Raw genomic sequence first — 20,538 nt, forward strand, 5'->3', positions numbered from 1 at the left:
AACACGGTAGACAAAAAAATTTGTTATGCTGATTTTCCAGTTGAAAAATGAAAACAAAATAGCGCAATAAAAGGCAGGAATGAGTATGGATATTATCTTCTATCACCCCACGTTTGATGCGGCTTACTGGATTAAGGCGCTTTCCGCAGCGTTGCCGGGCGCGCGCGTGCGTGAATGGAAAGGCGGTGATAATGAACATGCAGACTATGCGCTGGTCTGGCATCCGCCGGTTGAGATGCTTCAGGGCCGTAAACTGAAGGCCGTTTTTGCCCTCGGGGCCGGAGTGGATTCCATTCTGAGCAAACTGAAAGCACACCCGGAAATGCTGCCTGAAGATATTCCCCTGTTTCGTCTTGAAGATACCGGCATGGGCCAGCAAATGCAGGAGTATGCCGTCAGTCAGGTACTGCACTGGTTCCGCCGCTTTGACGATTATCAGGCTTTTAAACAACAGTCGCACTGGGAGCCGCTGGCGGATTATCAGCGTGAAGATTTCACCGTCGGTATTCTGGGCGCGGGTGTGCTGGGGTCGAAGGTTACAGAAGCCCTTGCCCCGTGGGGATTTCCACTGCGTTGCTGGAGCCGTAGCCGCAAGGATTATCCGGGCGTACAGAGTTTTGCCGGAACTGATGAACTCCCGGCGTTCCTGAAAGAGACCCGTGTGCTCATCAACCTGCTGCCTAACACGGCAAAGACGGTCGGGATAATTAATGCAGATCTGCTGAATCAACTGGCCGATGGGAGTTATCTTATGAACCTGGCGCGCGGCATTCATCTGGTTGAAAGCGACCTGCTGGCTGCCCTGAACAGCGGCAAACTTAAAGGGGCGATGCTGGATGTATTCAGCCGCGAGCCGCTGCCGACAGACAGCCCGCTTTGGGCCCATCCTCGTGTGGCAATGACGCCGCACGTGGCGGCGGTGACTCGTCCCGCAGAAGCGGTGGCCTATATTACCCATACAATCAGCGAGATGGAGCTGGGCCACGCGGTGACGGGACAGGTCGACAGGCAGCGCGGTTACTAAGTGACACCCGGCGTTAGCCGGGTGTATGCTAATATTTACTGCCGATAACGGTTATCCTTTGGAAAAACTCTACCGCAGTGGCCAGTTTTTGTTGACCACTACAGTATGGCGCCGATTGATGAATTTGCCGATCTTTACTTGTGTGATGGAATAAAAAATGAATGAATTTTCAATCATCTGCCGTGTGCTGGGTACGCTCTATTATCGCCAGCCGCAGGATCCGTTGCTGGTTCCGCTGTTCACCTTAATTCGTGAAGGGAAACTGGCGCAGAACTGGCCGCTGGAACAGGATGATTTGCTTGAGCGTCTGCAAAAAAGCTGCGATATGCAGCAGATTTCTACGGATTACAATGCACTGTTCGTCGGCGAGGAGTGTCGCGTCTCGCCATACCGCTCGGCCTGGCAGGAAGGGGCAACGGAAGCGGAAGTGCGTACGTTTTTGTCTGAGCGCGGTATGCCGCTCACCGATACGCCAGCCGATCACCTCGGTACGCTGCTGCTGGCCGCCTCGTGGATTGAAGACAATGCAGGGGAGGGGGAAAATGAAGCCATCGAAACGCTTTTTGAAGAGTACCTGCTGCCATGGTGCGCTACTTTCCTCGGTAAAGTTGAGGCGCATGCGACGTCACCCTTCTGGAGAACGCTGGCTCCCTTGACCCGTGATGCGATCGCCGCCATGTGGGATGAATTAGAAGAAGAGAATAAAGAGTGATTAGCATCACATAAATTCTGCAACGATGAGCTATAACTTGCATATAACATGCTCACGATCGCATTTTTATGGCGCACTTCTGCTAAGATGCGCGCCATGAACATATTAGTTTGTATTGCGCTTACAACAGGCATTCTCTCCGGGCTTTGGGGATGGGTGGCGGTATCTCTGGGTTTGCTTAGCTGGGCTGGCTTTCTTGGTTGTACGGCTTATTTCGCCTGCCCACAGGGCGGAATTAAAGGGGGGGTTATCTCTGGCTGCACGCTGATGAGCGGCGTTATCTGGGCGCTGATCATTATGAAGGGTAGCGCTCTTGCCCCGCATCTGGAGATCCTCGGCTATGCGATGACGGGCGTGGTGGCATTTTTAATGTGCATTCAGGCAAAGCATATCCTGCTGTCGTTCGTACCCGGAACATTTATGGGCGCATGCGCGACCTTCGCAGGAGAGGGGGACTGGAAGCTGGTCGTCCCTCCCTGGCGCTGGGGTTAGTGTTTGGCTTTGCCATGAAGAACAGCGGCCTGTGGCTGGCGGCGCGGCGGGAAAAGATGCAAAACATCACTGCGGTGAGTGAATAAAAAGGCGAGGGAACGATCTCGCCTTTTTTATGCGCTTCCACTCAGGTATCAGGAGGCACCGACATTTCGCAGTATTTTATAAGGATCGGATCCGGGCTTTGGCCTCCCTGAGCGTTTCAGGGGATTAACGCCCGGGGTTATCGTTTGCCGATGACATAGCTTGCGAGCTTTTGCGCGAAATAACGCTCACCGCTGAAAATATCCTGTAGGCCCTCCACCCGCTGATGTTCTTCTCCAGTGACATAATATCGCAGCAATGGTCTGGCCCGGGTGAAGCCTTTTGATCATTCCTAAAATCAATGAGTTGAACGGGGTGGCGACAATCGTACATTGTTACTATGATGTTAATAGGTGCTGAGCAAAATACGCGTTCTGTAGCCTGATGTGGCGTTTGCCGTAATGGAGCCTTTACCCCTCAAGGACGATTTTCATTGAGGAGTACTTATGGTGACCAAATTTTTTACTCAGCTCGTTACAGGCCTTGGCCTGATTCTCTCTGCTTCTGTGACGCCAGCCTTTTCAGCGACGGTTGCTGACGGTGGCGTGATCCATTTTCGTGGCGCCATTGTCGCCGATCCCTGTGAGATAACACCGCAACAGCGACAGCTTGCGATGTCATGTCCTGAAAATAACCGGATGCAAACCCGGATGGTCAGCTATGAGGACGCCCTTAACGGTAAGATAAGCAACGCCAGCCTTGCCACTATGAATATGTCATGGCTCAACCCTGAAAAAACGCTCGCGATTGTAAAAATTGAGTATCGCTAAGCGTCTCTCTTGCGCCGATCGGCGCAAGAGGTTTTGCCGCGATAGTTTTTTCTCAGGACCTCCTCTGCGATACACTGGAGTAAAAGGCGGGTAGCAGAGGGTATTTATGAGACCGCAAATTGAGGTTATTCACGGCGATATCACGACGCAGCACGTCGACGTGATCGTCAATGCAGCAAATTCATCGCTCATGGGCGGCGGGGGCGTGGATGGGGCTATCCATCGCGCTGCAGGGCCGCAGTTGTTAGAGGCCTGCAAAGCGGTGCGCCAGCAACAGGGGGAATGCCCGCCCGGGCATGCCGTTATCACCCTCGCGGGCGAACTGCCGGCAAAAGCGGTGATACATGCCGTGGGGCCGGTATGGCACGGAGGCGAGCAGCACGAGGCCCGCCTGCTGGAAGACGCATACCGTAACTGTCTGCGTCTTGCCGCTGATAATGGCTACCAAACGATGGGCTTCCCGGCCATTAGCACGGGCGCGTACGGCTATCCTAAAGCCGCTGCGGCGGCAATCGCCGTTGATACCGTGTATCGCTATCTGTCCCTCAAGCCACTGCCGGAGAAGGTATTTTTTGTCTGCTTTGAGGAAGAGACGGCGCAGCTTTATCTGCGCTTGTTAACCCAGCGCAGGCAAGAGTTAGAGTCCTGAAATGCACAGCGGCGCACCGGGGGGCCGCTGTGCTATCAGGCTTTGGTTTGCGGTTTTCCCGAGAAGAGGAATCGCAGTAAGGGGATGCGCAGATGGATCTCGTAAAGCACCACCGCAATGCCAATCACAAAGACCAACCCGGTGAAGAAACCCAGCGTGTTTGAGGCGATATGCGGCGTAATATAGGCCCCGAAGAACAGCGTCAGCGGATGGTGAACAAGATAGATAAACAGCGATGCGTTGACGAAATAGGTGACCCGGCTGGATTTAAAATTCAGCAGACGGTGGCCTGCCGCAAACACCACATTGACCATCCACAGGCCGAGCAGCATGGTAATCACGCTCTCCGTTTCGTACATCCAGCCATCGCCGCTGCCGTAGCGTTGATTCAACAGATAGGCCACGAAAGCCACTGCCGCACCGAACATGTACCAGGGGGAGGGCGTCGTAAACAACGCTTTCAGCTTCGGATAGATAAAGGCCAGCGCGCCGATTAAAAAGAAGGGGATGTAATACAGCGTTTGCATCACCACGAAATTGAACAACCCATCGCTCAGTATGGGCGGATAAACAATAAACAAGGTCCGTCTTATGGCCGCCCAGGCGATACCCAGCAATAAAAAGAGTAACGACAGTTTACCCAGAGTAACGTTAGCAAAGAAAGCGTCGGCGCCATCGCTCAAGTGGCGGCGCAGGCGGCTGAAAATGAGCACACTCACCGTCGTAAGCACCACCAGCACCAGCAGGAACCAGAGATGGGACACCAGCTCCCAGACCAGGGTGTTATATTTTTCGTATGGCGAAAGCGTAGGCCAGATCTGCGTTTTACCTTTAACGTACTGTAACATCATGAACTGAGGCAGCGTCAGCAGTGGAATGGCGGTGAGCATTGGAATACCGACGCGCTCCACGCGCACTTTCCACCAGCGCTTTATCGGATAGCGCAAAAACAGCATATATGAGAAATAACCTGAAATGACAAAAAATACCTGCATACGGAAGGCGTGTATAAAGTCATTAAAGAGGGTGAGCCACCATGAGGGCATTTGGCTGTTTACGTGCCAGGTATGGCTGGAGTAGATCAATGAAATGTGAAAGGGGATCCCTAATAGCATCAGCCATGCCCGGATCGAGTCGAGGAAGTATTCACGTTGTACAGGTGTTGTGCTCATATAGCTTTGTGCATTCTCAGACTTTTCGCCTTATCCCTAAGGCTCAATGTGGTTACATTCGAAGCCAACCCTACACCAAGACCGACACCCTGTCTCCAGGATAAGCACGCAAAGTGAAAAGCGGGTTCTTTCATTTGTTTAATCCCTGAGCCAGCGAGCTGAACAAAGCAGTGATAATGTTGTCGGATTGCCTGAGTTTCCATTAAAATGGATCGGATCGATATAAGCACACAAAGGGGGAAGTGCTTACTTATTATGAAACATAAACAACAAATGATGAAAATGCGTTGGTTGGGTGTTGCAGTGGTGTTGTCCCTGTATACCTCAGCGGCACTGGCCTTTACCATCGACGATGTCGCAAAACAGGCAAAATCGATGGCAGGCAAGAGCTATGAAGCGCCGAAAAGTAACCTGCCCTCCGTCTTTCGCGACATGAAGTACGCGGACTATCAGCAGATCCAGTTTAATCATGACAAAGCCTACTGGAACAAAATTAAAACCCCGTTCAAGCTTGAGTTTTATCATCAGGGTATGTATTTCGACACGCCTGTTGCTATCAATGAAGTGACGGCGACCGCAGTACATAAAATTAAGTACAGCCCGGATTATTTCAATTTTGGCAACGTGCAGCATGACAAAGACACAGTTAAAGACCTGGGCTTCGCTGGCTTTAAGGTGCTTTACCCGATCAACAGCAAAGATAAAAACGACGAAATTGTCAGCATGCTCGGCGCCAGCTACTTCCGCGTGATTGGCGCGGGGCAGGTATACGGGCTTTCGGCCCGTGGCCTGGCCATTGATACCGCGCTGCCTTCAGGGGAAGAATTCCCACGTTTTCGTGAATTCTGGATTGAGCGTCCAAAACCTGCGGACAAACGGCTGACGATTTACGCACTGTTGGATTCCCCACGCGCGACAGGGGCATACCGCTTCGTGATTATGCCAGGGCGTGACTCGATTGTTGACGTGCAGTCCAAAGTTTACCTGCGTGATAAAGTGGGCAAATTGGGCGTTGCGCCGCTGACCAGCATGTTCCTGTTTGGGCCTAACCAGCCGTCGCCGGCGACGAATTTCCGTCCTCAACTGCATGATTCCAACGGTCTTTCTATTCATGCTGGTAATGGTGAATGGATCTGGCGTCCGCTGAACAACCCGAAACACCTGGCGGTGAGCAGCTTTGCGATGGAAAACCCACAAGGTTTTGGTCTGCTGCAACGCGGCCGTCAGTTCTCTCGCTTTGAAGACCTGGACGACCGCTACGACTTGCGTCCAAGCGCTTGGGTAACACCAAAAGGCGACTGGGGTAAAGGCAAGGTCGAACTGGTTGAAATTCCAACCAACGACGAAACCAACGATAACATCGTGGCTTACTGGACGCCGGATCAACTCCCGGAAGCCGGTAAAGAGATGAACTTCAAGTACACCATTACCTTTAGTCGTGATGAAGATAAGCTGCATGCGTCGGATAACGCCTATGTCATGCAGACCCGCCGCTCTACGGGGGATGTGAAGCAGTCTAACCTTATCCGTCAGCCTGACGGTACCGTGGCATTTGTGGTGGACTTCACGGGCCAGGAGATGAAAACACTCTCTCCAGATACAGCAGTGGTCGCCCAGGCCAGCATCGGTGATAACGGTGAAATCGTTGAGAATTCCGTACGTTACAATCCGGTAACCAAAGGGTGGCGCATGACTCTGCGCGTGAAAGTGAAAGATCCAAAACAGACCACCGAAATGCGTGCTGCGCTGGTTAGCAACGATCAGCCGCTGAGTGAAACCTGGAGCTATCAGCTACCTGCCAATGAATAATACATCTGAATATATCGATGCCCTGCCGCTGACGGATAGTGAGAAAGCGGCACTGCTAAAGAGCGACATTCGCGCCGTGCAAACGGCGCTGGATGGTGAGCATCATCAGTTTACCCGTGATGATGACACCCCGCTGGGGTCAGTAAAGGCGCGTCTGGAGCAGGCATGGCCAGCGTCGCTGGCAGAAGGGCAGTTGATCAAAGACGACGAAGGACGCGACCAGCTCCAGGCGATGCCGAAGGCGACACGTTCCTCCATGTTCCCCGATCCGTGGCGTACCAACCCGGTCGGCCGTTTCTGGGATCGCTTGCGTGGGCGCGACGTTACCCCGCGCTACCTGTCGCGTTTGACTAAAGAAGAGCAGGCCTCCGAGCAGAAATGGCGTACCGTGGGAACCCTGCGTCGCTACACGCTGCTGCTGCTAACGCTGGCGCAAACGGTGGTCGCGACCTGGTATATGAAAACCATTCTGCCATACCAGGGCTGGGCGCTGATCAACCCGTTTGACATGGTGGGCCAGGATATCTGGGTATCCTTCATGCAGTTGCTGCCTTATATCCTGCAAAGCGGCATTCTTCTGCTGTTTGCCGTTCTCTTCTGCTGGGTATCTGCCGGTTTCTGGACGGCGCTGATGGGCTTCCTGCAACTGCTGATGGGGCGAGACAAATACAGCATTTCAGCGTCGACGGTCGGGGATGAACCCCTCAATCCCAAGCACCGTACCGCGCTTATTATGCCTATCTGTAATGAAGACGTTGACCGCGTGTTCGCGGGGCTGCGGGCAACCTGGGAGTCCGTAAAGGCGACCGGCAACGCTGCCCATTTCGACGTTTACATCCTGAGCGACAGTTACAACCCGGATATCTGCGTGGCAGAGCAAAAAGCCTGGATGGAGCTGATTGCTGAAGTGCAGGGCGAAGGCCAGATTTTCTACCGCCGCCGCCGCCGCCGTGTGAAGCGTAAAAGCGGTAACATTGATGACTTCTGCCGTCGCTGGGGGAATCAGTATAGCTACATGGTGGTGCTGGATGCAGACTCCGTGATGAGCGGTGACTGCCTGAGCGGTCTGGTTCGCCTGATGGAGGCTAACCCGAATGCCGGTATCATTCAGTCCTCGCCAAAAGCTTCTGGTATGGACACCCTCTATGCGCGCTGCCAGCAGTTCGCGACTCGGGTTTATGGGCCGTTGTTTACTGCCGGTCTGCACTTCTGGCAACTGGGCGAGTCTCACTACTGGGGCCACAACGCCATCATTCGCGTGAAACCGTTCATTGAGCACTGCGCGCTGGCGCCATTGCCAGGTGAAGGCTCCTTTGCCGGTTCCATTCTGTCCCACGACTTCGTGGAAGCGGCGCTGATGCGTCGCGCAGGGTGGGGCGTCTGGATTGCCTACGATCTGCCTGGATCGTATGAAGAGCTGCCGCCGAACCTGCTGGATGAGCTTAAGCGTGACCGTCGCTGGTGCCACGGTAACCTGATGAACTTCCGCCTGTTCCTGGTGAAAGGGATGCACCCGGTGCACCGTGCGGTATTCCTGACGGGGGTGATGTCCTATCTGTCTGCACCGCTATGGTTCATGTTCCTGGCACTCTCAACCGCGTTACAGGTGGTACATGCCCTGACGGAACCGCAGTACTTCCTGCAGCCGCGTCAGCTGTTCCCGGTGTGGCCGCAGTGGCGTCCGGAACTGGCAATCATGCTGTTTGCCTCAACCATGGTGCTGCTGTTCTTACCTAAGCTGCTCAGTATCATTCTTATCTGGTGCAAAGGCTCGAAGGAGTACGGCGGATTCTGCCGCGTGACGATCTCTCTGCTGCTGGAGGTATTGTTCTCCGTGCTTTTGGCTCCGGTTCGCATGCTGTTTCACACCGTGTTTGTGGTCAGCGCCTTCCTGGGATGGGAAGTGGTCTGGAACTCACCACAGCGCGACGATGACTCTACGCCGTGGAGTGAAGCCTTTATGCGCCACGGTTCCCAGCTGTTGTTGGGCCTGGTGTGGGCCGCTGGCATGGCGTGGCTGGATCTCCGCTTCCTGTTCTGGCTGGCACCTATCGTCTTCTCGCTGATCCTGTCACCGTTTGTGTCGGTGATCTCAAGCCGCTCGACGATAGGTTTGCGAACCAAGCGCTGGAAGCTGTTCCTGATCCCGGAAGAGTATTCACCGCCGCAGGTACTGGTTGATACGGACAAATACCTTGAGCTTAACCGTCGCCGCTCTTTGAGTGATGGCTTTATTCACGCGGTGTTCAACCCGTCATTCAATGCCCTCGCGACGGCTATGGCGACTGCGCGTCACCGTGCAAGTCAGGTGCTGGAAATTGCTCGCGATCGTCACGTTGAGCAGGCTTTAAACGAAACGCCGGAAAAACTGAACCGCGACCGTCGTCTGGTTCTGCTAAGCGATCCGGTCACCCTGTCCCGACTTCACTATCGCGTGTGGTCTGCGCCGGAGAAATACTCTTCGTGGGTGAACTACTATAAGACACTTGAGCTTAATCCACTGGCGCTGAAGGCGAAGTAAGTCCCAGGACTGGCTATAAATAAAATACCGGCGTAATGCCGGTATTTTTATGAGGTGAGAAATGAAAATAGTCATCGTGGTGATGATGACACTGCTGCTGAGCGGCTGTGGAAGCATCATCAGTCGCACCATTCCAGGCCAGGGACATGGCAATCAATATTATCCTGGCGTTAAATGGGACTTGCGCGATTCGACATGGCGTTACCTGACCGTGCTTGATTTGCCGTTCTCGCTTATTTTCGATACGTTGCTGCTTCCCATCGACGCCAGCCATGGCCCCTACGAGTAAGCCGGTTTAGCGCTCATCCCACTCATCGGCCGCGGCCCGGCCTTCTTCTGTATCCAGCGGTGGCTCAAGCTGGAATTCACCCTCATCCCACTCATGCAGGGTATTTTCTTCCAGCCACTCCTGACGCAATTCAATTTCGTCAAACTCGCCGTCGAAAACGGCCTGGGCAGCTTCGCCGCTCAATAATGGCAAACATTCCCCGGCCTGACTGTCATCAGCAAAGAATTCGGCCTGCCACATGATGTCCCCGTCCTGCAGAACATATTTTTGGATATTGAACTGCTGCACATCGGCATCTTGTTCCTCAATGCCGGGATTATCGGCGAGGAAGGCTTCACGAGCAGCATCAATAGCTTCTTCCAGTGTGCTATAGAATGCATATTCTTTGTCAGACATAATGAGTTCCTCAATGATTAGGTTTATCAAATGTATAGGCGTCTGAATGCGAACTGTCAAAGCGTATGTGTATAGCAGATTACGTGCTCTGTCTTACAGAGGAAGTCCGAATTGAAAGTTGTGGTATTGCTGATATGCGATCTTGAGTATTCTTTAAGCGTGCAGCCTTATACGTATTTGTCGTGTCTTTACATGGTGGCGTATTATTCAGGTGCCCGGCGCAACGTCCTGGATAAACTGAACCACGAGTAGAAAGCATTAAACAGGACCACGCCCGCCGTAACGATAAAGACGGCGCGAAAGCCGAACGTGGCGGAAATCCCTGCCCCGACCAGCGGCCCGGTCACATTGCCGATATCCCGAAATGACTGGTTATAGCTAAAGATACGACCGGCAATCTGGTTGGTAGAGTTATAAACCAGTAAGGTCTGCACCGCGGGTAACAATGCGCCATCCGCTGCGCCTAATAAGAAGCGCAACAGGCCGAGCTGCCACGGGGCGTGCACCATCGACATGGGGATAAGCAGCAGGACGGAAATAATCAGCGCACATATCAGGATCTTCTCAGGACCCACGCGATCGCCCAGTTTACCCAGCCTCGGCGCGCTGAGCAGTGCCGCCACGCCGGGTACGGAGGCAATGAGCCCGCTGATAAACGCAATATTACTCACGTTGCCCGCCAGATCCCGTACATACAAGGTCAGGATAGGGGCAATGGAGCCGGTCGCTACCTGAATAATCAGGGTCGTCACAAACAGGCTCAGCACCAGCTTAGGATTTTTCAGCGAGGTGAGCACATCCCTGGCGTTAAGCATCTCTTTTTTGGCAATCGGCGTGAAATTTTCACGGATGCACAGCATCGTGACGATAAAGCACAGGAACAACACACTGGCGGTGATGAAAAAGACCGGCCGCAGGCCATAGCAGTCTGCCAGTAACCCACCCGCAAGCGGGCCAAGCAGCGCGCCGCTCACGCCCCCGGTGGAGAGCGTTCCCAGCGCCCAGCCGCTTTTATGCCGTGGGATCTGCGTGGCAATCAGGGCATTTGCATTCGGGATAAACCCGCCCAGCAGGCCAAGTAACGCACGCAGGATCAGGAACTGCCAGACGTTCTGCGCCACTCCCATCAGCGCCATGATAATGGCCATTCCCAACGCAGAGCGCAGCAGCATGATTTTACGCCCCTTACGGTCGGCCAGCCCACCCCAGAAGGGTGATGCAATAGCCGAAAACAGGAAGGTAATGCTGAAAACCAGGCCAGACCACATATTTAGGGAACTGTGTCCCGTTACGCCCAACTGTTCAACGTAGAGAGGAAGAAAGGGCATGACCAGGCTAAACGCCGCCCCGGTGAGAAAACAGCCAAGCCAGGTAACCGTGAGGTTACGCTTCCAGTTTATGGGGACATCTGAGGGTGACATAACAATCCGCGTGACGAGGTGCAGGGCACCATTAACAAGAGAGTAATAAGCCTGCTAATTATGCGCCAGGGTGATGACTGCTGCAATGCGGGAGAGCTTTTAAAGCTAAAACAGCATGCGGCCGGGATGGCCGCATGCGGATCAGTAGCGCGAGGGAACGCCTTCCGGACGGGTTTTGAAGCGGCGATGAAGCCACATGTACTGCTCCGGAGCGAGCATAATGCATTTTTCGACTATGCCGTTCATCCAGCGGGCCGTCGTCTCAGCATCGTCCAGCGGTGGAGACAGCTCCGGTTCCAGCATGATTAACTGGTAGCCTGAGCCATCCGGTTTACGCCGGGGCACAAAGGGAACAATCGCGGCTTTAGACATTCGCGCCAGCATCCAGGTACCGGTGGTTGTTGCCGCCTCATCAACGGCAAAAAAGGGAACAAACACGCTGGACTGTGGGCCGTAGTCGTGATCGGGAGCATACCAAATCACCTCACCTGACTTCAGAGCACGGATCATCCCCTTTAGATCTTTACGGTCGATCATGCTTTTATTGGAACGCATGCGTCCCCAGGTCTGTAGCAAGTCAATAACCGGGTTGTCATTCGGGCGATAAACGCCAATCCCGGGAGCCTGCATGCCGAACATACGCGCACCGATCTCCAGCGTAAGAAAGTGAACGCCAATCAACAAAACGCCAGTCTTATTGGCCTGAAGCGTATGTACTGGCTCCATCCCGGTGCCAGCAACTTCCGTCCAGCGGGCCATGCGTTTGTCTGACCAGAACCACGCCATCCCTGTTTCAATCAACCCCATTCCAACGGATTCGAAATTTTTCACTACCCTCTCTTTACGCTCGGCAAGGCTCATCTGCGGAAAGGCGAGTTCCAGGTTACGGTAAGCAATACTGGCGCGGCGTTTCATGAACGTCAGGGCAAGACGCCCCAGCCATTTTCCCGTATGAAAAAGAACAGGATAGGGAAGCTGCACGACAAGCCACAAGATGCCGATTCCTGTCCAGGTTAACCAATGGCGGGGATGCAAAAGGGCGGGAGTAAATTTGGGTAACTGGGTCATGTCTTTCCTGTGTTCTAACGTCCTGTCTGGCTAGTATCTCATTTTTTGCAGCATAGCCAAAATGTGTCTCTTCGAAACGTGCCCGAAAGCGGTAAATGTAAAACCTGTTTCATCAGACCGTATGAAATGTAGCGTAAAATGTATGGATGTAAATTGGCTTTGTTTGCTATATGATGCCGACCGATTTTAATTCTCACACACGATTGCAGGACTTGTACACCATGCCAGTGTTACACAACCGCGTATCGAATGAGATGTTGAAAGCGCGCATGTTAGCTGAAACCGAACCGCGCACAACGATCTCATTCTACAAATATTTTACTATTAACGATCCGCAAACCACCCGCGATCGTCTTTATCAAGCCTTCACTTCGCTGAACGTGTTCGGGCGCGTCTACCTCGCGCGCGAGGGGATCAACGCGCAAATTAGCGTGCCGGAAAGCAACGTTAGCGCATTCCGTGCTTTTCTGTATGGTTTTGACCCGGCCCTCAATGGGTTACGGATGAACATAGCCCTGGATGATGACGGTAAATCGTTCTGGGTACTGCGTATGAAAGTGCGCGATCGCATTGTGGCGGATGGCATTGACGATCCAGGTTTTAATGCCGGTGATGTGGGCGAGTATCTCAAGGCTGCCGAAGTAAACGCGATGCTTGATGACCCGGATGCTGTGTTTATTGATATGCGTAACCACTATGAATATGAAGTGGGCCATTTCGAGAACGCGATGGAAATCCCGGCGGACACCTTTCGCGAGCAACTGCCAAAAGCGGTTGAGATGATGCAGGAGCATAAAGACAAAAAGATCGTGATGTACTGCACCGGTGGGATCCGCTGCGAAAAAGCCAGTGCCTGGATGAAACATAACGGCTTCAACAAGGTCTGGCACATTGAAGGCGGCATTATTGAATATGCTCGCCGTGCCCGTGAGCAGGGTTTACCGGTACGTTTTATGGGTAAAAACTTTGTCTTCGACGAACGTATGGGCGAGCGCATTTCAGATGATGTCATTTCGCATTGTCATCAGTGTGGTACGCCGTGCGACACGCATACGAACTGTAAAAATGACGGTTGTCATTTGCTGTTTATTCAGTGCCCGGGCTGTGCCGAAAAGTTCAACGGCTGCTGTAGTGAACTGTGCAGTGAAGAGAGTGTGCTGCCGGAAGAAGAGCAACGTCGCCGTCGCGCAGGGCGTGAGAACGGGAACAAGATCTTTAATAAATCCCGTGGCCGGCTGAATACCAAACTCGGTATTCCCGATCCTGAGTAAGAAGAGCGCCCGGGAGAACGAACGTTCGCCGGGCCGCTTTTTTATGATTTCTGCTTAACCCCTTCAACAGAGATAATCAGTTCCACATCCTTGGAAGCAGGGCCTAAATCCGTTGTGATATTAAAATCTTTCAGGCTAATTTTGCCCGAAGCTTCAAAACCTGCGCGTTTGCCACCCCACGGATCGTCGCCCTGGCCAATTAATTTCGCATCCAGAGTGACCGGTTTCGTCACGCCGTTCAGCGTCAGATCGCCGGTAATATCCAGCTTATCCCCCTCCTTTTTCACCTCTTTAGAGGTGAACGTGGCCTGCGGGAATTTAGAGACGTTCAGGAATTCAGCGCTGCGTAAATGTTTATCACGTTCAGCGTGGTTCGTGTCCACGCTGTTGGTATTAATCGTCACACTGACTTTATCGGATGCAGGATTTTTCTCATCAAAGCTGAATGTCCCGTCAAAATCCTTGAAGGTGCCATACAGCCAGCTATAGCCAAGATGTTGAATACGGAAATTGATGAAAGCGTGCTGGCCTTCTTTATCAATTTTATAATCAGCCGCAACGGCTGAACCGGTGGTGAATAACAGAGAACCTAATGCGATACCTAACAGGCGTTTTTTCATTTTATGCTCCAGAGTCAATTGACGATCGGCCAAGCATGCGCTTGAGCGTATCGTCTTTATCGATGAAATGATGTTTGAGGGCGGCAAGCCCGTGTAAAACCGAAAGGATCACCACGCTCCACGCCAGCCAGAGATGGACAACCCCGGCGGTGTCAGCCTGTACGCCTGCATCGGCAAGCGTAGCGGGGATCTCAAAAAGCCCAAAGACGCTAACAGGCTTTCCGTCTGCCGTTGAAATCAGATAGCCGCTAATCAGGATGGCGAAGAGCAGAGCATAAAGGGCGATATGCGCAGCAACGGCACTCAAACGAGTGAATGAACTGTGGCTTTTCGGTGCGACAGGCGGTGGAGAAATATGTCGCCAGATTACACGAATCACCAGCCCCATCATCAGCAGAACACCGATGCTTTTATGCAACTCCGGCGCCTGATGATACCAGCCATCGTAATAGCTGAGCGTTACCATCCACAGCCCAAGTCCGAACATGGCATACACGGCAACAGCAAATATCCAGTGCAAGCCTATGGATATCAACCCGTAGCGCCGGGAAGTGTTACGCAATTGCATAGCGGTTACCATTCTCAAATATTAGAACAGATAAAATGAATGGCAGAGAAAGATATTGCAACTGAAATAAATAGATAATTATTTTTATTTTTCTTATTTCAGCTATTTTGAAGGTATTGCGTAAAGCTAATTCAGTGGCTTCGAGTAAGCCGCATACATAGCCTCGGTTATGTTTAAAAAAATTCAAAGTAGTGTCAGTAATTGTCAGTGCTTTTTAGTAAAATACTCTGCTTAATAAAACGGCTCCGCATATTCGGAGCCTGGAGGGGTTATCGGGTATACCCGTCACATTTCAAGTTGCATGTGCGTTGGCTGCACCTTGACTTAATTAGGGTATAAAACGCGAGAGCGAGAAAGGCGTGAGATCAAACGGTGGCGTAATACCCTGGGCAAACTGGGCGGCAATCTCACCTAAAACGGAAGCAAACTTAAAGCCGTGACCGCTAAGCCCGGTAATGAGCAAGGTGTTGGCATGTGAGGGTAGGGTGTCAATGATAAAATCTTCATCTGGCGTGTTGTCGTAGGTACAGGTTGCGCCATAAAGTAGGCCACCGACGCCGGGTAAGATATTTCGCAGAAATGCAAAGGCTTCAGAACCATCCTCGGGACAGGCGCCGAAAGGTTTGCGGTCTTCCTGAGAGGTGATGATTTGGCCCCCGTTGTGTTTACCAATTTTAAGCGCGTCTTTCTCCGACGGGAAGCCGTAGAACTGGTCTCCGTTGGGCAACTCGCCGGTAAATGCCGGGAATTTATTCTGCGAACTGTAACGACCATCAGACTGGAACCATGAGAAGACCTTGCGCACTGGCTGTACGGGCAGGTTGGGTACGAGCCGGGTAACCCAGGTTCCTGCGCTAATCAGCAGACGCGTCGCTGAATATTCGCCGTCCGGGGTAGTGACCGTTACGCCTTTAGCGTGGTGCGCAATGGCTTGCACCGGACAATTGAAAAGCTGGGCACAGCCTGCTTTGGCAGCGAGATCGATCCAGGTTTTAATCGCGGCCTCACAGTGCAATACACCAGAGTTAGCTTCATACAGCCCGATATAATCATCCGGAACGTTAATTTCCGGCCAGCGTTGCATGATGCCTGGCGCATCTAACCGCTCTACATCAAGATTAAAAACCTTTGCGCTGTGTTCGACGGTAGCGAGAAATTCAGAACGGGCAGGGCCGAGGTTGATCACGCCCGTGCGTTCGAATATCCGTTCTTCGCTCAGCGTTGCCAGCTCATCCCACAGCGTCTGGGCGCGGAGCACCAGCGGAACATAGCGTTCACCTTCACCGTAAGCGTGACGCATGAGTCGGGTATCGCCGTGATGGCTGCCTTCCGAGTGCGGCGGCAGGTGGGCATCTACCATCAGTACCTTTAAACCGGCCCGGGTGGCATAATAACCGGCGGCGGATCCAACGGAGCCGCTACCCATAACGATTAAGTCGTATTCCATAGGTATCTCATAAACTAACGCTTTGTTAGCAGAGTAATTAACATCCGCAGGAGATACAAGGGAGAAATAAATAAGGCACCGCGAGGGTGCCTGTTGAGTGAAAAGTGGGCAGAGGATTAATGCCGTTTATACTCATTTTCCTGGTAGTCACCAGACTCGATTTTGGCAATGCCTGCTTCTAAAATAGAAATAAACTGACGAGCGACATCTGTCGTAAGCCATAGCGTTTGTCCAACTTCCGCTTCTTCACGGTTGAGTTGATCTGGGGTCTGGTAGTGCAAACGCAGCATCAGCGCATCGTAGCTATCTACGGTACTGATATCCCAGCCGACGAGCGGGTGGGTCTGGATGACATCACTATTCTTTACCATGATAACCCCCTTAATGCGTGTTAGAAGACAACGGCTTTGAGGTTCAATGCATGTTTTTCTGAAAGCAACTTCAGTATACAAGTAATAAGGGCTACGAAGAGAAAAATAAATAGCTGGCAACACATTTTTCTGTATTTTAGGATTCTTCGAACAATAAAACACCATTTTGTTCACGATTTTCTAAGAAGATGCTGAATTATTTTGAGCTTTGAAGGTTTAAGATAACAAAAAAAGCCGGGGCGACCCGGCAAAAAACACAATGAGGGAGAACGTTTTAATCGGTAATGAACCAGTCTTCGGCACTTTCCCACGTTTCCTGCAGGATTTCGCTGATCCGGTCTTTATCTTCTTTTGCGCCGCCAAGGACGGACAGATTGTTTGCAGTGGCGTACCTTACCGTGACGGCGCTGGGGTTTTCTGGAAAGGTAGAGTGAATACGACGGGATAACTCACCTGCCAGTGCATCGAGTGCGCCAGCGGGTAATACGGTAGTTTTGGCTACGGTGACTTCAATACGCATAAATGCCCCCTGTCTGATATACTGGTTATTTATACAGTTAAGTCATCCTTTTGGCAACAAGGGGCTGCGATTTTCTAGCGTTTTACCGTCCAGCGCACGGTTTCACCAGCCAGGAAGGGGATCAGCGTGTCATCCGTCAGAGGAATAGATTCCTCAACCAGGCGCTCTTTGCGCTCCAGCTCAATAAACGTCTCGTTCATCGGCAGGCCATAAAAACGCGGACCATTAACAGAACAGAAAGCGTCAAAATGGTCCAGCGCGTTCATCTCTTCAAACACGGTCGCGTAGCTCGCGAGCGCGGTAGGGGCGTTGAAACAGCCCGCGCAGCCACAGCACGATTCTTTACGATGCCGCGCATGGGGGGCGGAGTCGGTACCCAGAAACGCGCGTGAAAAACCGCTGGCCACCAGTTCACGCAGCGCCTGCTGGTGGATATTTCGCTTGAGAACGGGAAGGCAATACAGATGCGGACGAACGCCGCCAACCAGCATATGGTTGCGGTTAAACATCAGGTGCTGAGGCGTAATAGTGGCGGCGATCAGTTCGTTACCCTCGCGCACATAGTCGGCGGCATCTTTGGTGGTGATATGTTCAAAAACCACCTTCAGCGCCGGGAGGCGCTGGCGCAGCGGCTCCATTACGGTTTCGATGAAACGGGCTTCACGATCGAAGATGTCGATCTCGGCGTGGGTGACTTCACCGTGCACCAGCAGTGGCATGCCCAGTTTTTGCATCCGTTCCAGAACCGGCATGATGGCGTCGATGCTGGTGACGCCGTGGCTGGAGTTGGTGGTAGCGTTGGCCGGGTAGAGTTTCGCGGCGGTGAAAACCCCTTCGTTAAATCCGCGTTCCACGTCGTCCGGGTCGAGTGAGTCGGTCAGGTAGCAGGTCATCAGCGGGGTAAAATCATGCCCGGTGGGAACGGCATCCAGAATACGCTGGCGATAAGCGATAGCGGCATCGACGGTGGTGACTGGCGGAACCAGGTTAGGCATGACAATCGCGCGGCCATAGATTTCGCTGGTATAAGGGACGACGGTATTTAGCATATCGCCATCACGCAGATGGATATGCCAGTCGTCTGGGCGGCGGATTTTAAGAACCTGGGGTTGTGCAGTCATGGAAGCTCCGGCTTGTCAGAATTCAGTCACAAGGATGGCTGTTTATGCCGGACACAAATCATAGGCGGAAACGTTTTCGTTTGCACATGTTTCCGTAAAAAAAGGGGCGCGTTTGCGCCCTCAGGTTAATCAGTAAAAGGAATGATGATTTGTCCTGGCTTCACCTCTATACCTTTTGCATATTTTTTCGCGAGCGCTTCTCCCTTGCTTTTATCTTCACTTAAGACATACGCCGGCTGTTGATTAAAATAATTGCGTAGCGATTGATTGAGGTACGGCAACAGAGTTTGCAGAATCGGCTTCATTTTGTCCGGAGAGACCTCTGCATCGACCACTTCCATTTCCTGCAGGAAAATGGCCCCTTTTTCTTTGTTAAAGACCGGCAGCGCTTTCAGCTTTAACCTGATATTGGCTTTCTGATTACCAAAGAGCGACGTCATGTCCAGCTTTGCATCACCGGCAAGGGTAATTTTGTTTGGCTCTTCACGCCCAATCTGGCTGGTGAGGTTGCTGAGCACGATATGCGCATCGGCAAGCCCAGGTACGCCAATGTCCTTAGAAAAATTGTTATGTTTTTCCAGCGCCTGATTAATTTCCTGTTCGCTGACAGTATATTGTGTGAGTTGATTACAGCCTACCAGCAGGCCGCTGACAATGAATGCCGCGGCAATGACAATCTTTTTCATAGTGTTCCTCAACGAAAAATCAGCGCTTCAGTCCTGACAGGCAGTATGTCAGGGTAAAATGGCAGAAACCAGCAGAATAAACTGATAAGAATGGCGGGAACGACGCGCGCCAGAGAGAAGGGCCAGGCAAAATTTTTACAAAAAGGGTGCGTTGATACAGAGTTCTCATCGAAAAATGTGAAAAGAGGTCAAAATGGTATGTCACTGTTTTCACAGACGGCGCAGGCGCAGGTATAGTAAAGCTAATGGCAGAGATGAAGTGATGGGAAGGAGTGGTATCGATGTTTGGCTATCGCAGTAATGTGCCAAAAGTGCGTCTGACAACGGACAGGCTGGTCGTTCGTCTGGTGCATGAGCGTGATGCCTGGCGGCTGGCGGACTATTACGCCGAGAATCGCCAGTTTTTAAAACCCTGGGAACCCATTCGGGATGAAAGCCATTGCTACCCGTCAGGCTGGCAGGCGCGTCTTAGCATGATCGCGGAGTTTCATAAGCAGGGAAGCGCATTCTATTTCGCACTGCTGGATCCACAAGAAAAGGAGATCCTGGGTATCGCCAACTTTTCTAACGTGGTGCGTGGATCGTTTCACGCCTGTTATCTCGGTTACTCCCTCGGTCAGAAATGGCAGGGGCAGGGGATGATGTATGAAGCGTTAATGGTCGCGATCCGCTATATGCAGCGTACCCAGCATATTCACCGCATTATGGCCAACTACATGCCGCATAATCAGCGCAGCGGAAATTTACTGGCGCGTTTAGGGTTCGAGAAAGAGGGCTATGCCAAAGACTATCTGCTGATTGATGGCGAGTGGCAAGACCACGTTCTCACCGCATTAACCACCCGGGACTGGACCGCAGGCCGTTAAGGAGAAACCATGAAATATCAGTTAAGCGCGACTGAAGCGCGTGTTATCGGCTGCTTGCTGGAAAAACAGGTCACTACGCCGGAACAGTATCCCCTCTCGGTGAATGCCGTCACGATGGCGTGTAATCAAAAGACCAACCGGGAACCGGTGATGAACCTTGGTGACCATGAGGTGCAGGAGGTGCTGGATGAACTGGTTAAGCGCCACTATTTGCGCACCGTCAGTGGTTTTGGCAACCGCGTGACCAAATACGAGCAGCGTTTTTGTAATTCCGAATTTGGTGATTTGAAGCTGAGCGGCGCTGAAGTGGCGGTGATAACCACCCTTTTGCTGCGCGGGGCACAGACGCCGGGCGAGCTACGTACGCGTGGGTCGCGAATGCATGAGTTCAGTGATATGCAGGAAGTCGAGAAGACGCTGGAGGGGCTTGTCTCGCGTGAGGACGGCCCTTACGTGGTGCGGCTGGCCCGGGAGCCGGGTAAACGCGAAAGCCGCTATATGCATCTGTTCAGCGGTGAGGTTGACGCCGCCGCGCTGGCGAGCGAATCTGACGCGCCAGTGGCCCATGGCAGTCTGGCGGCGCGCGTGCAGGCGCTGGAAGAAGAGGTCGCCGGGCTAAAGCAACGTCTGGGTGCCTTGCTGGCTCACCTGGGAGATTAAG

The 20,538-nt window shown here is 52.5% G+C and carries 21 protein-coding genes and 1 pseudogene; 11 read left to right on the forward strand and 11 right to left on the reverse strand.

Going from position 1 to position 20,538, the window contains the following annotated elements:
- Nucleotides 1-85 precede the first annotated feature (85 nt).
- The 5 genes and pseudogenes from ghrA (at nucleotide 86) to ymdB (ending at nucleotide 3,731) form a co-directional block, all read left to right on the forward strand.
- Nucleotides 86-1,024 (forward strand): glyoxylate/hydroxypyruvate reductase GhrA, encoded by a 939-nt coding sequence (gene ghrA, locus NL510_RS09315; protein WP_253383972.1) that lies wholly within the window; start codon nucleotides 86-88, stop codon nucleotides 1,022-1,024.
- A 157-nt stretch (nucleotides 1,025-1,181) separates the two neighbouring features.
- Nucleotides 1,182-1,736, forward strand: a complete 555-nt coding sequence (locus NL510_RS09320) for a TorD/DmsD family molecular chaperone (protein WP_253383973.1) — start codon at nucleotides 1,182-1,184, stop codon at nucleotides 1,734-1,736.
- 96 nt (nucleotides 1,737-1,832) lie between these two features.
- Nucleotides 1,833-2,314: pseudogene (locus NL510_RS09325) on the forward strand (DUF1097 domain-containing protein).
- Between the two features lie 447 nt (nucleotides 2,315-2,761).
- Nucleotides 2,762-3,082, forward strand: coding sequence for a YmdA family protein (locus tag NL510_RS09330; protein ID WP_436299129.1), 321 nt, complete (start codon nucleotides 2,762-2,764; stop codon nucleotides 3,080-3,082).
- Nucleotides 3,083-3,188: 106 nt separating this feature from the next.
- Nucleotides 3,189-3,731 (forward strand): O-acetyl-ADP-ribose deacetylase, encoded by a 543-nt coding sequence (gene ymdB, locus NL510_RS09335; RefSeq protein WP_253383975.1) that lies wholly within the window; start codon nucleotides 3,189-3,191, stop codon nucleotides 3,729-3,731.
- A gap of 35 nt (nucleotides 3,732-3,766) precedes the next feature.
- On the opposite strand, the gene mdoC is transcribed toward ymdB, so the two are convergent.
- Entirely contained in the window at nucleotides 3,767-4,903 is a 1,137-nt protein-coding gene (mdoC, locus tag NL510_RS09340) for a glucans biosynthesis protein MdoC (protein ID WP_253383976.1), read from the reverse strand.
- 255 nt (nucleotides 4,904-5,158) lie between these two features.
- On the opposite strand from mdoC, the gene mdoG reads away from it, so the two are divergent.
- The 3 genes from mdoG (at nucleotide 5,159) to NL510_RS09355 (ending at nucleotide 9,522) form a co-directional block, all read left to right on the forward strand.
- On the forward strand, nucleotides 5,159-6,712 hold the full coding sequence (gene mdoG, locus NL510_RS09345) for a glucans biosynthesis protein MdoG (protein WP_253383977.1): 1,554 nt from the start codon (nucleotides 5,159-5,161) through the stop codon (nucleotides 6,710-6,712).
- Nucleotides 6,705-9,233 carry a glucans biosynthesis glucosyltransferase MdoH gene (gene mdoH, locus NL510_RS09350; protein ID WP_253383978.1) on the forward strand — a complete coding sequence of 843 codons (2,529 nt, stop codon included), beginning with the start codon at nucleotides 6,705-6,707 and terminating at the stop codon, nucleotides 9,231-9,233. Before mdoG ends, mdoH begins: the two co-directional genes overlap by 8 nt.
- A gap of 61 nt (nucleotides 9,234-9,294) precedes the next feature.
- The gene (locus NL510_RS09355; RefSeq protein ID WP_253383979.1) at nucleotides 9,295-9,522 is read left to right on the forward strand and encodes a YceK/YidQ family lipoprotein; all 228 of its coding nucleotides are present in this window, start codon (nucleotides 9,295-9,297) and stop codon (nucleotides 9,520-9,522) included.
- 6 nt (nucleotides 9,523-9,528) lie between these two features.
- Here the strand turns inward: NL510_RS09355 and NL510_RS09360 are convergent, their stop codons facing one another.
- From NL510_RS09360 to NL510_RS09370, 3 genes are all read right to left on the reverse strand, one after another.
- Nucleotides 9,529-9,918 carry a MysB family protein gene (locus tag NL510_RS09360; protein ID WP_253383980.1) on the reverse strand — a complete coding sequence of 130 codons (390 nt, stop codon included), beginning with the start codon at nucleotides 9,916-9,918 and terminating at the stop codon, nucleotides 9,529-9,531.
- Nucleotides 9,919-10,121: 203 nt separating this feature from the next.
- On the reverse strand, nucleotides 10,122-11,339 hold the full coding sequence (gene mdtG, locus NL510_RS09365; RefSeq protein WP_253383981.1) for a multidrug efflux MFS transporter MdtG: 1,218 nt from the start codon (nucleotides 11,337-11,339) through the stop codon (nucleotides 10,122-10,124).
- Nucleotides 11,340-11,480: 141 nt separating this feature from the next.
- Nucleotides 11,481-12,407: a Kdo(2)-lipid IV(A) acyltransferase gene (locus tag NL510_RS09370; RefSeq protein WP_253383982.1), complete on the reverse strand. Its 927-nt coding sequence runs from the start codon at nucleotides 12,405-12,407 to the stop codon at nucleotides 11,481-11,483.
- A gap of 221 nt (nucleotides 12,408-12,628) precedes the next feature.
- Here NL510_RS09370 and trhO point away from each other — a divergent pair, with 221 nt between their 5' ends.
- The gene (gene trhO / locus NL510_RS09375) at nucleotides 12,629-13,678 is read left to right on the forward strand and encodes an oxygen-dependent tRNA uridine(34) hydroxylase TrhO (RefSeq protein ID WP_253383983.1); all 1,050 of its coding nucleotides are present in this window, start codon (nucleotides 12,629-12,631) and stop codon (nucleotides 13,676-13,678) included.
- Nucleotides 13,679-13,719: 41 nt separating this feature from the next.
- Here trhO and NL510_RS09380 read toward each other — a convergent pair whose 3' ends face one another.
- The 7 genes from NL510_RS09380 to NL510_RS09410 all read right to left on the reverse strand — a co-directional run bounded on the left by NL510_RS09380 (nucleotide 13,720) and on the right by NL510_RS09410 (nucleotide 19,011).
- Nucleotides 13,720-14,298 carry a YceI family protein gene (locus NL510_RS09380; RefSeq protein ID WP_253383984.1) on the reverse strand — a complete coding sequence of 193 codons (579 nt, stop codon included), beginning with the start codon at nucleotides 14,296-14,298 and terminating at the stop codon, nucleotides 13,720-13,722.
- A 1-nt stretch (nucleotide 14,299) separates the two neighbouring features.
- Nucleotides 14,300-14,866 (reverse strand): cytochrome b, encoded by a 567-nt coding sequence (locus NL510_RS09385; RefSeq protein WP_253383985.1) that lies wholly within the window; start codon nucleotides 14,864-14,866, stop codon nucleotides 14,300-14,302.
- Nucleotides 14,867-15,194: 328 nt separating this feature from the next.
- Entirely contained in the window at nucleotides 15,195-16,313 is a 1,119-nt protein-coding gene (solA, locus tag NL510_RS09390) for an N-methyl-L-tryptophan oxidase (protein ID WP_253383986.1), read from the reverse strand.
- 116 nt (nucleotides 16,314-16,429) lie between these two features.
- Nucleotides 16,430-16,684, reverse strand: a complete 255-nt coding sequence (bssS, locus tag NL510_RS09395; RefSeq protein WP_253383987.1) for a biofilm formation regulator BssS — start codon at nucleotides 16,682-16,684, stop codon at nucleotides 16,430-16,432.
- 274 nt (nucleotides 16,685-16,958) lie between these two features.
- Entirely contained in the window at nucleotides 16,959-17,204 is a 246-nt protein-coding gene (dinI, locus tag NL510_RS09400) for a DNA damage-inducible protein I (RefSeq protein WP_253383988.1), read from the reverse strand.
- Nucleotides 17,205-17,278: 74 nt separating this feature from the next.
- Nucleotides 17,279-18,325: a dihydroorotase gene (gene pyrC, locus NL510_RS09405; protein WP_253383989.1), complete on the reverse strand. Its 1,047-nt coding sequence runs from the start codon at nucleotides 18,323-18,325 to the stop codon at nucleotides 17,279-17,281.
- Nucleotides 18,326-18,450: 125 nt separating this feature from the next.
- Nucleotides 18,451-19,011 carry a lipoprotein gene (locus tag NL510_RS09410; protein WP_253383990.1) on the reverse strand — a complete coding sequence of 187 codons (561 nt, stop codon included), beginning with the start codon at nucleotides 19,009-19,011 and terminating at the stop codon, nucleotides 18,451-18,453.
- Nucleotides 19,012-19,292: 281 nt separating this feature from the next.
- On the opposite strand from NL510_RS09410, the gene rimJ reads away from it, so the two are divergent.
- A complete protein-coding gene (gene rimJ / locus NL510_RS09415) occupies nucleotides 19,293-19,877 on the forward strand; it encodes a ribosomal protein S5-alanine N-acetyltransferase (RefSeq protein WP_253383991.1) in 585 nt (194 codons plus the stop codon).
- 9 nt (nucleotides 19,878-19,886) lie between these two features.
- Nucleotides 19,887-20,537, forward strand: a complete 651-nt coding sequence (locus tag NL510_RS09420) for a YceH family protein (protein WP_253383992.1) — start codon at nucleotides 19,887-19,889, stop codon at nucleotides 20,535-20,537.
- Nucleotide 20,538 lies beyond the last annotated feature (1 nt).

Source organism: unidentified bacterial endosymbiont, from assembly GCF_918797525.1.
GTDB lineage: Bacteria > Pseudomonadota > Gammaproteobacteria > Enterobacterales > Enterobacteriaceae > Enterobacter.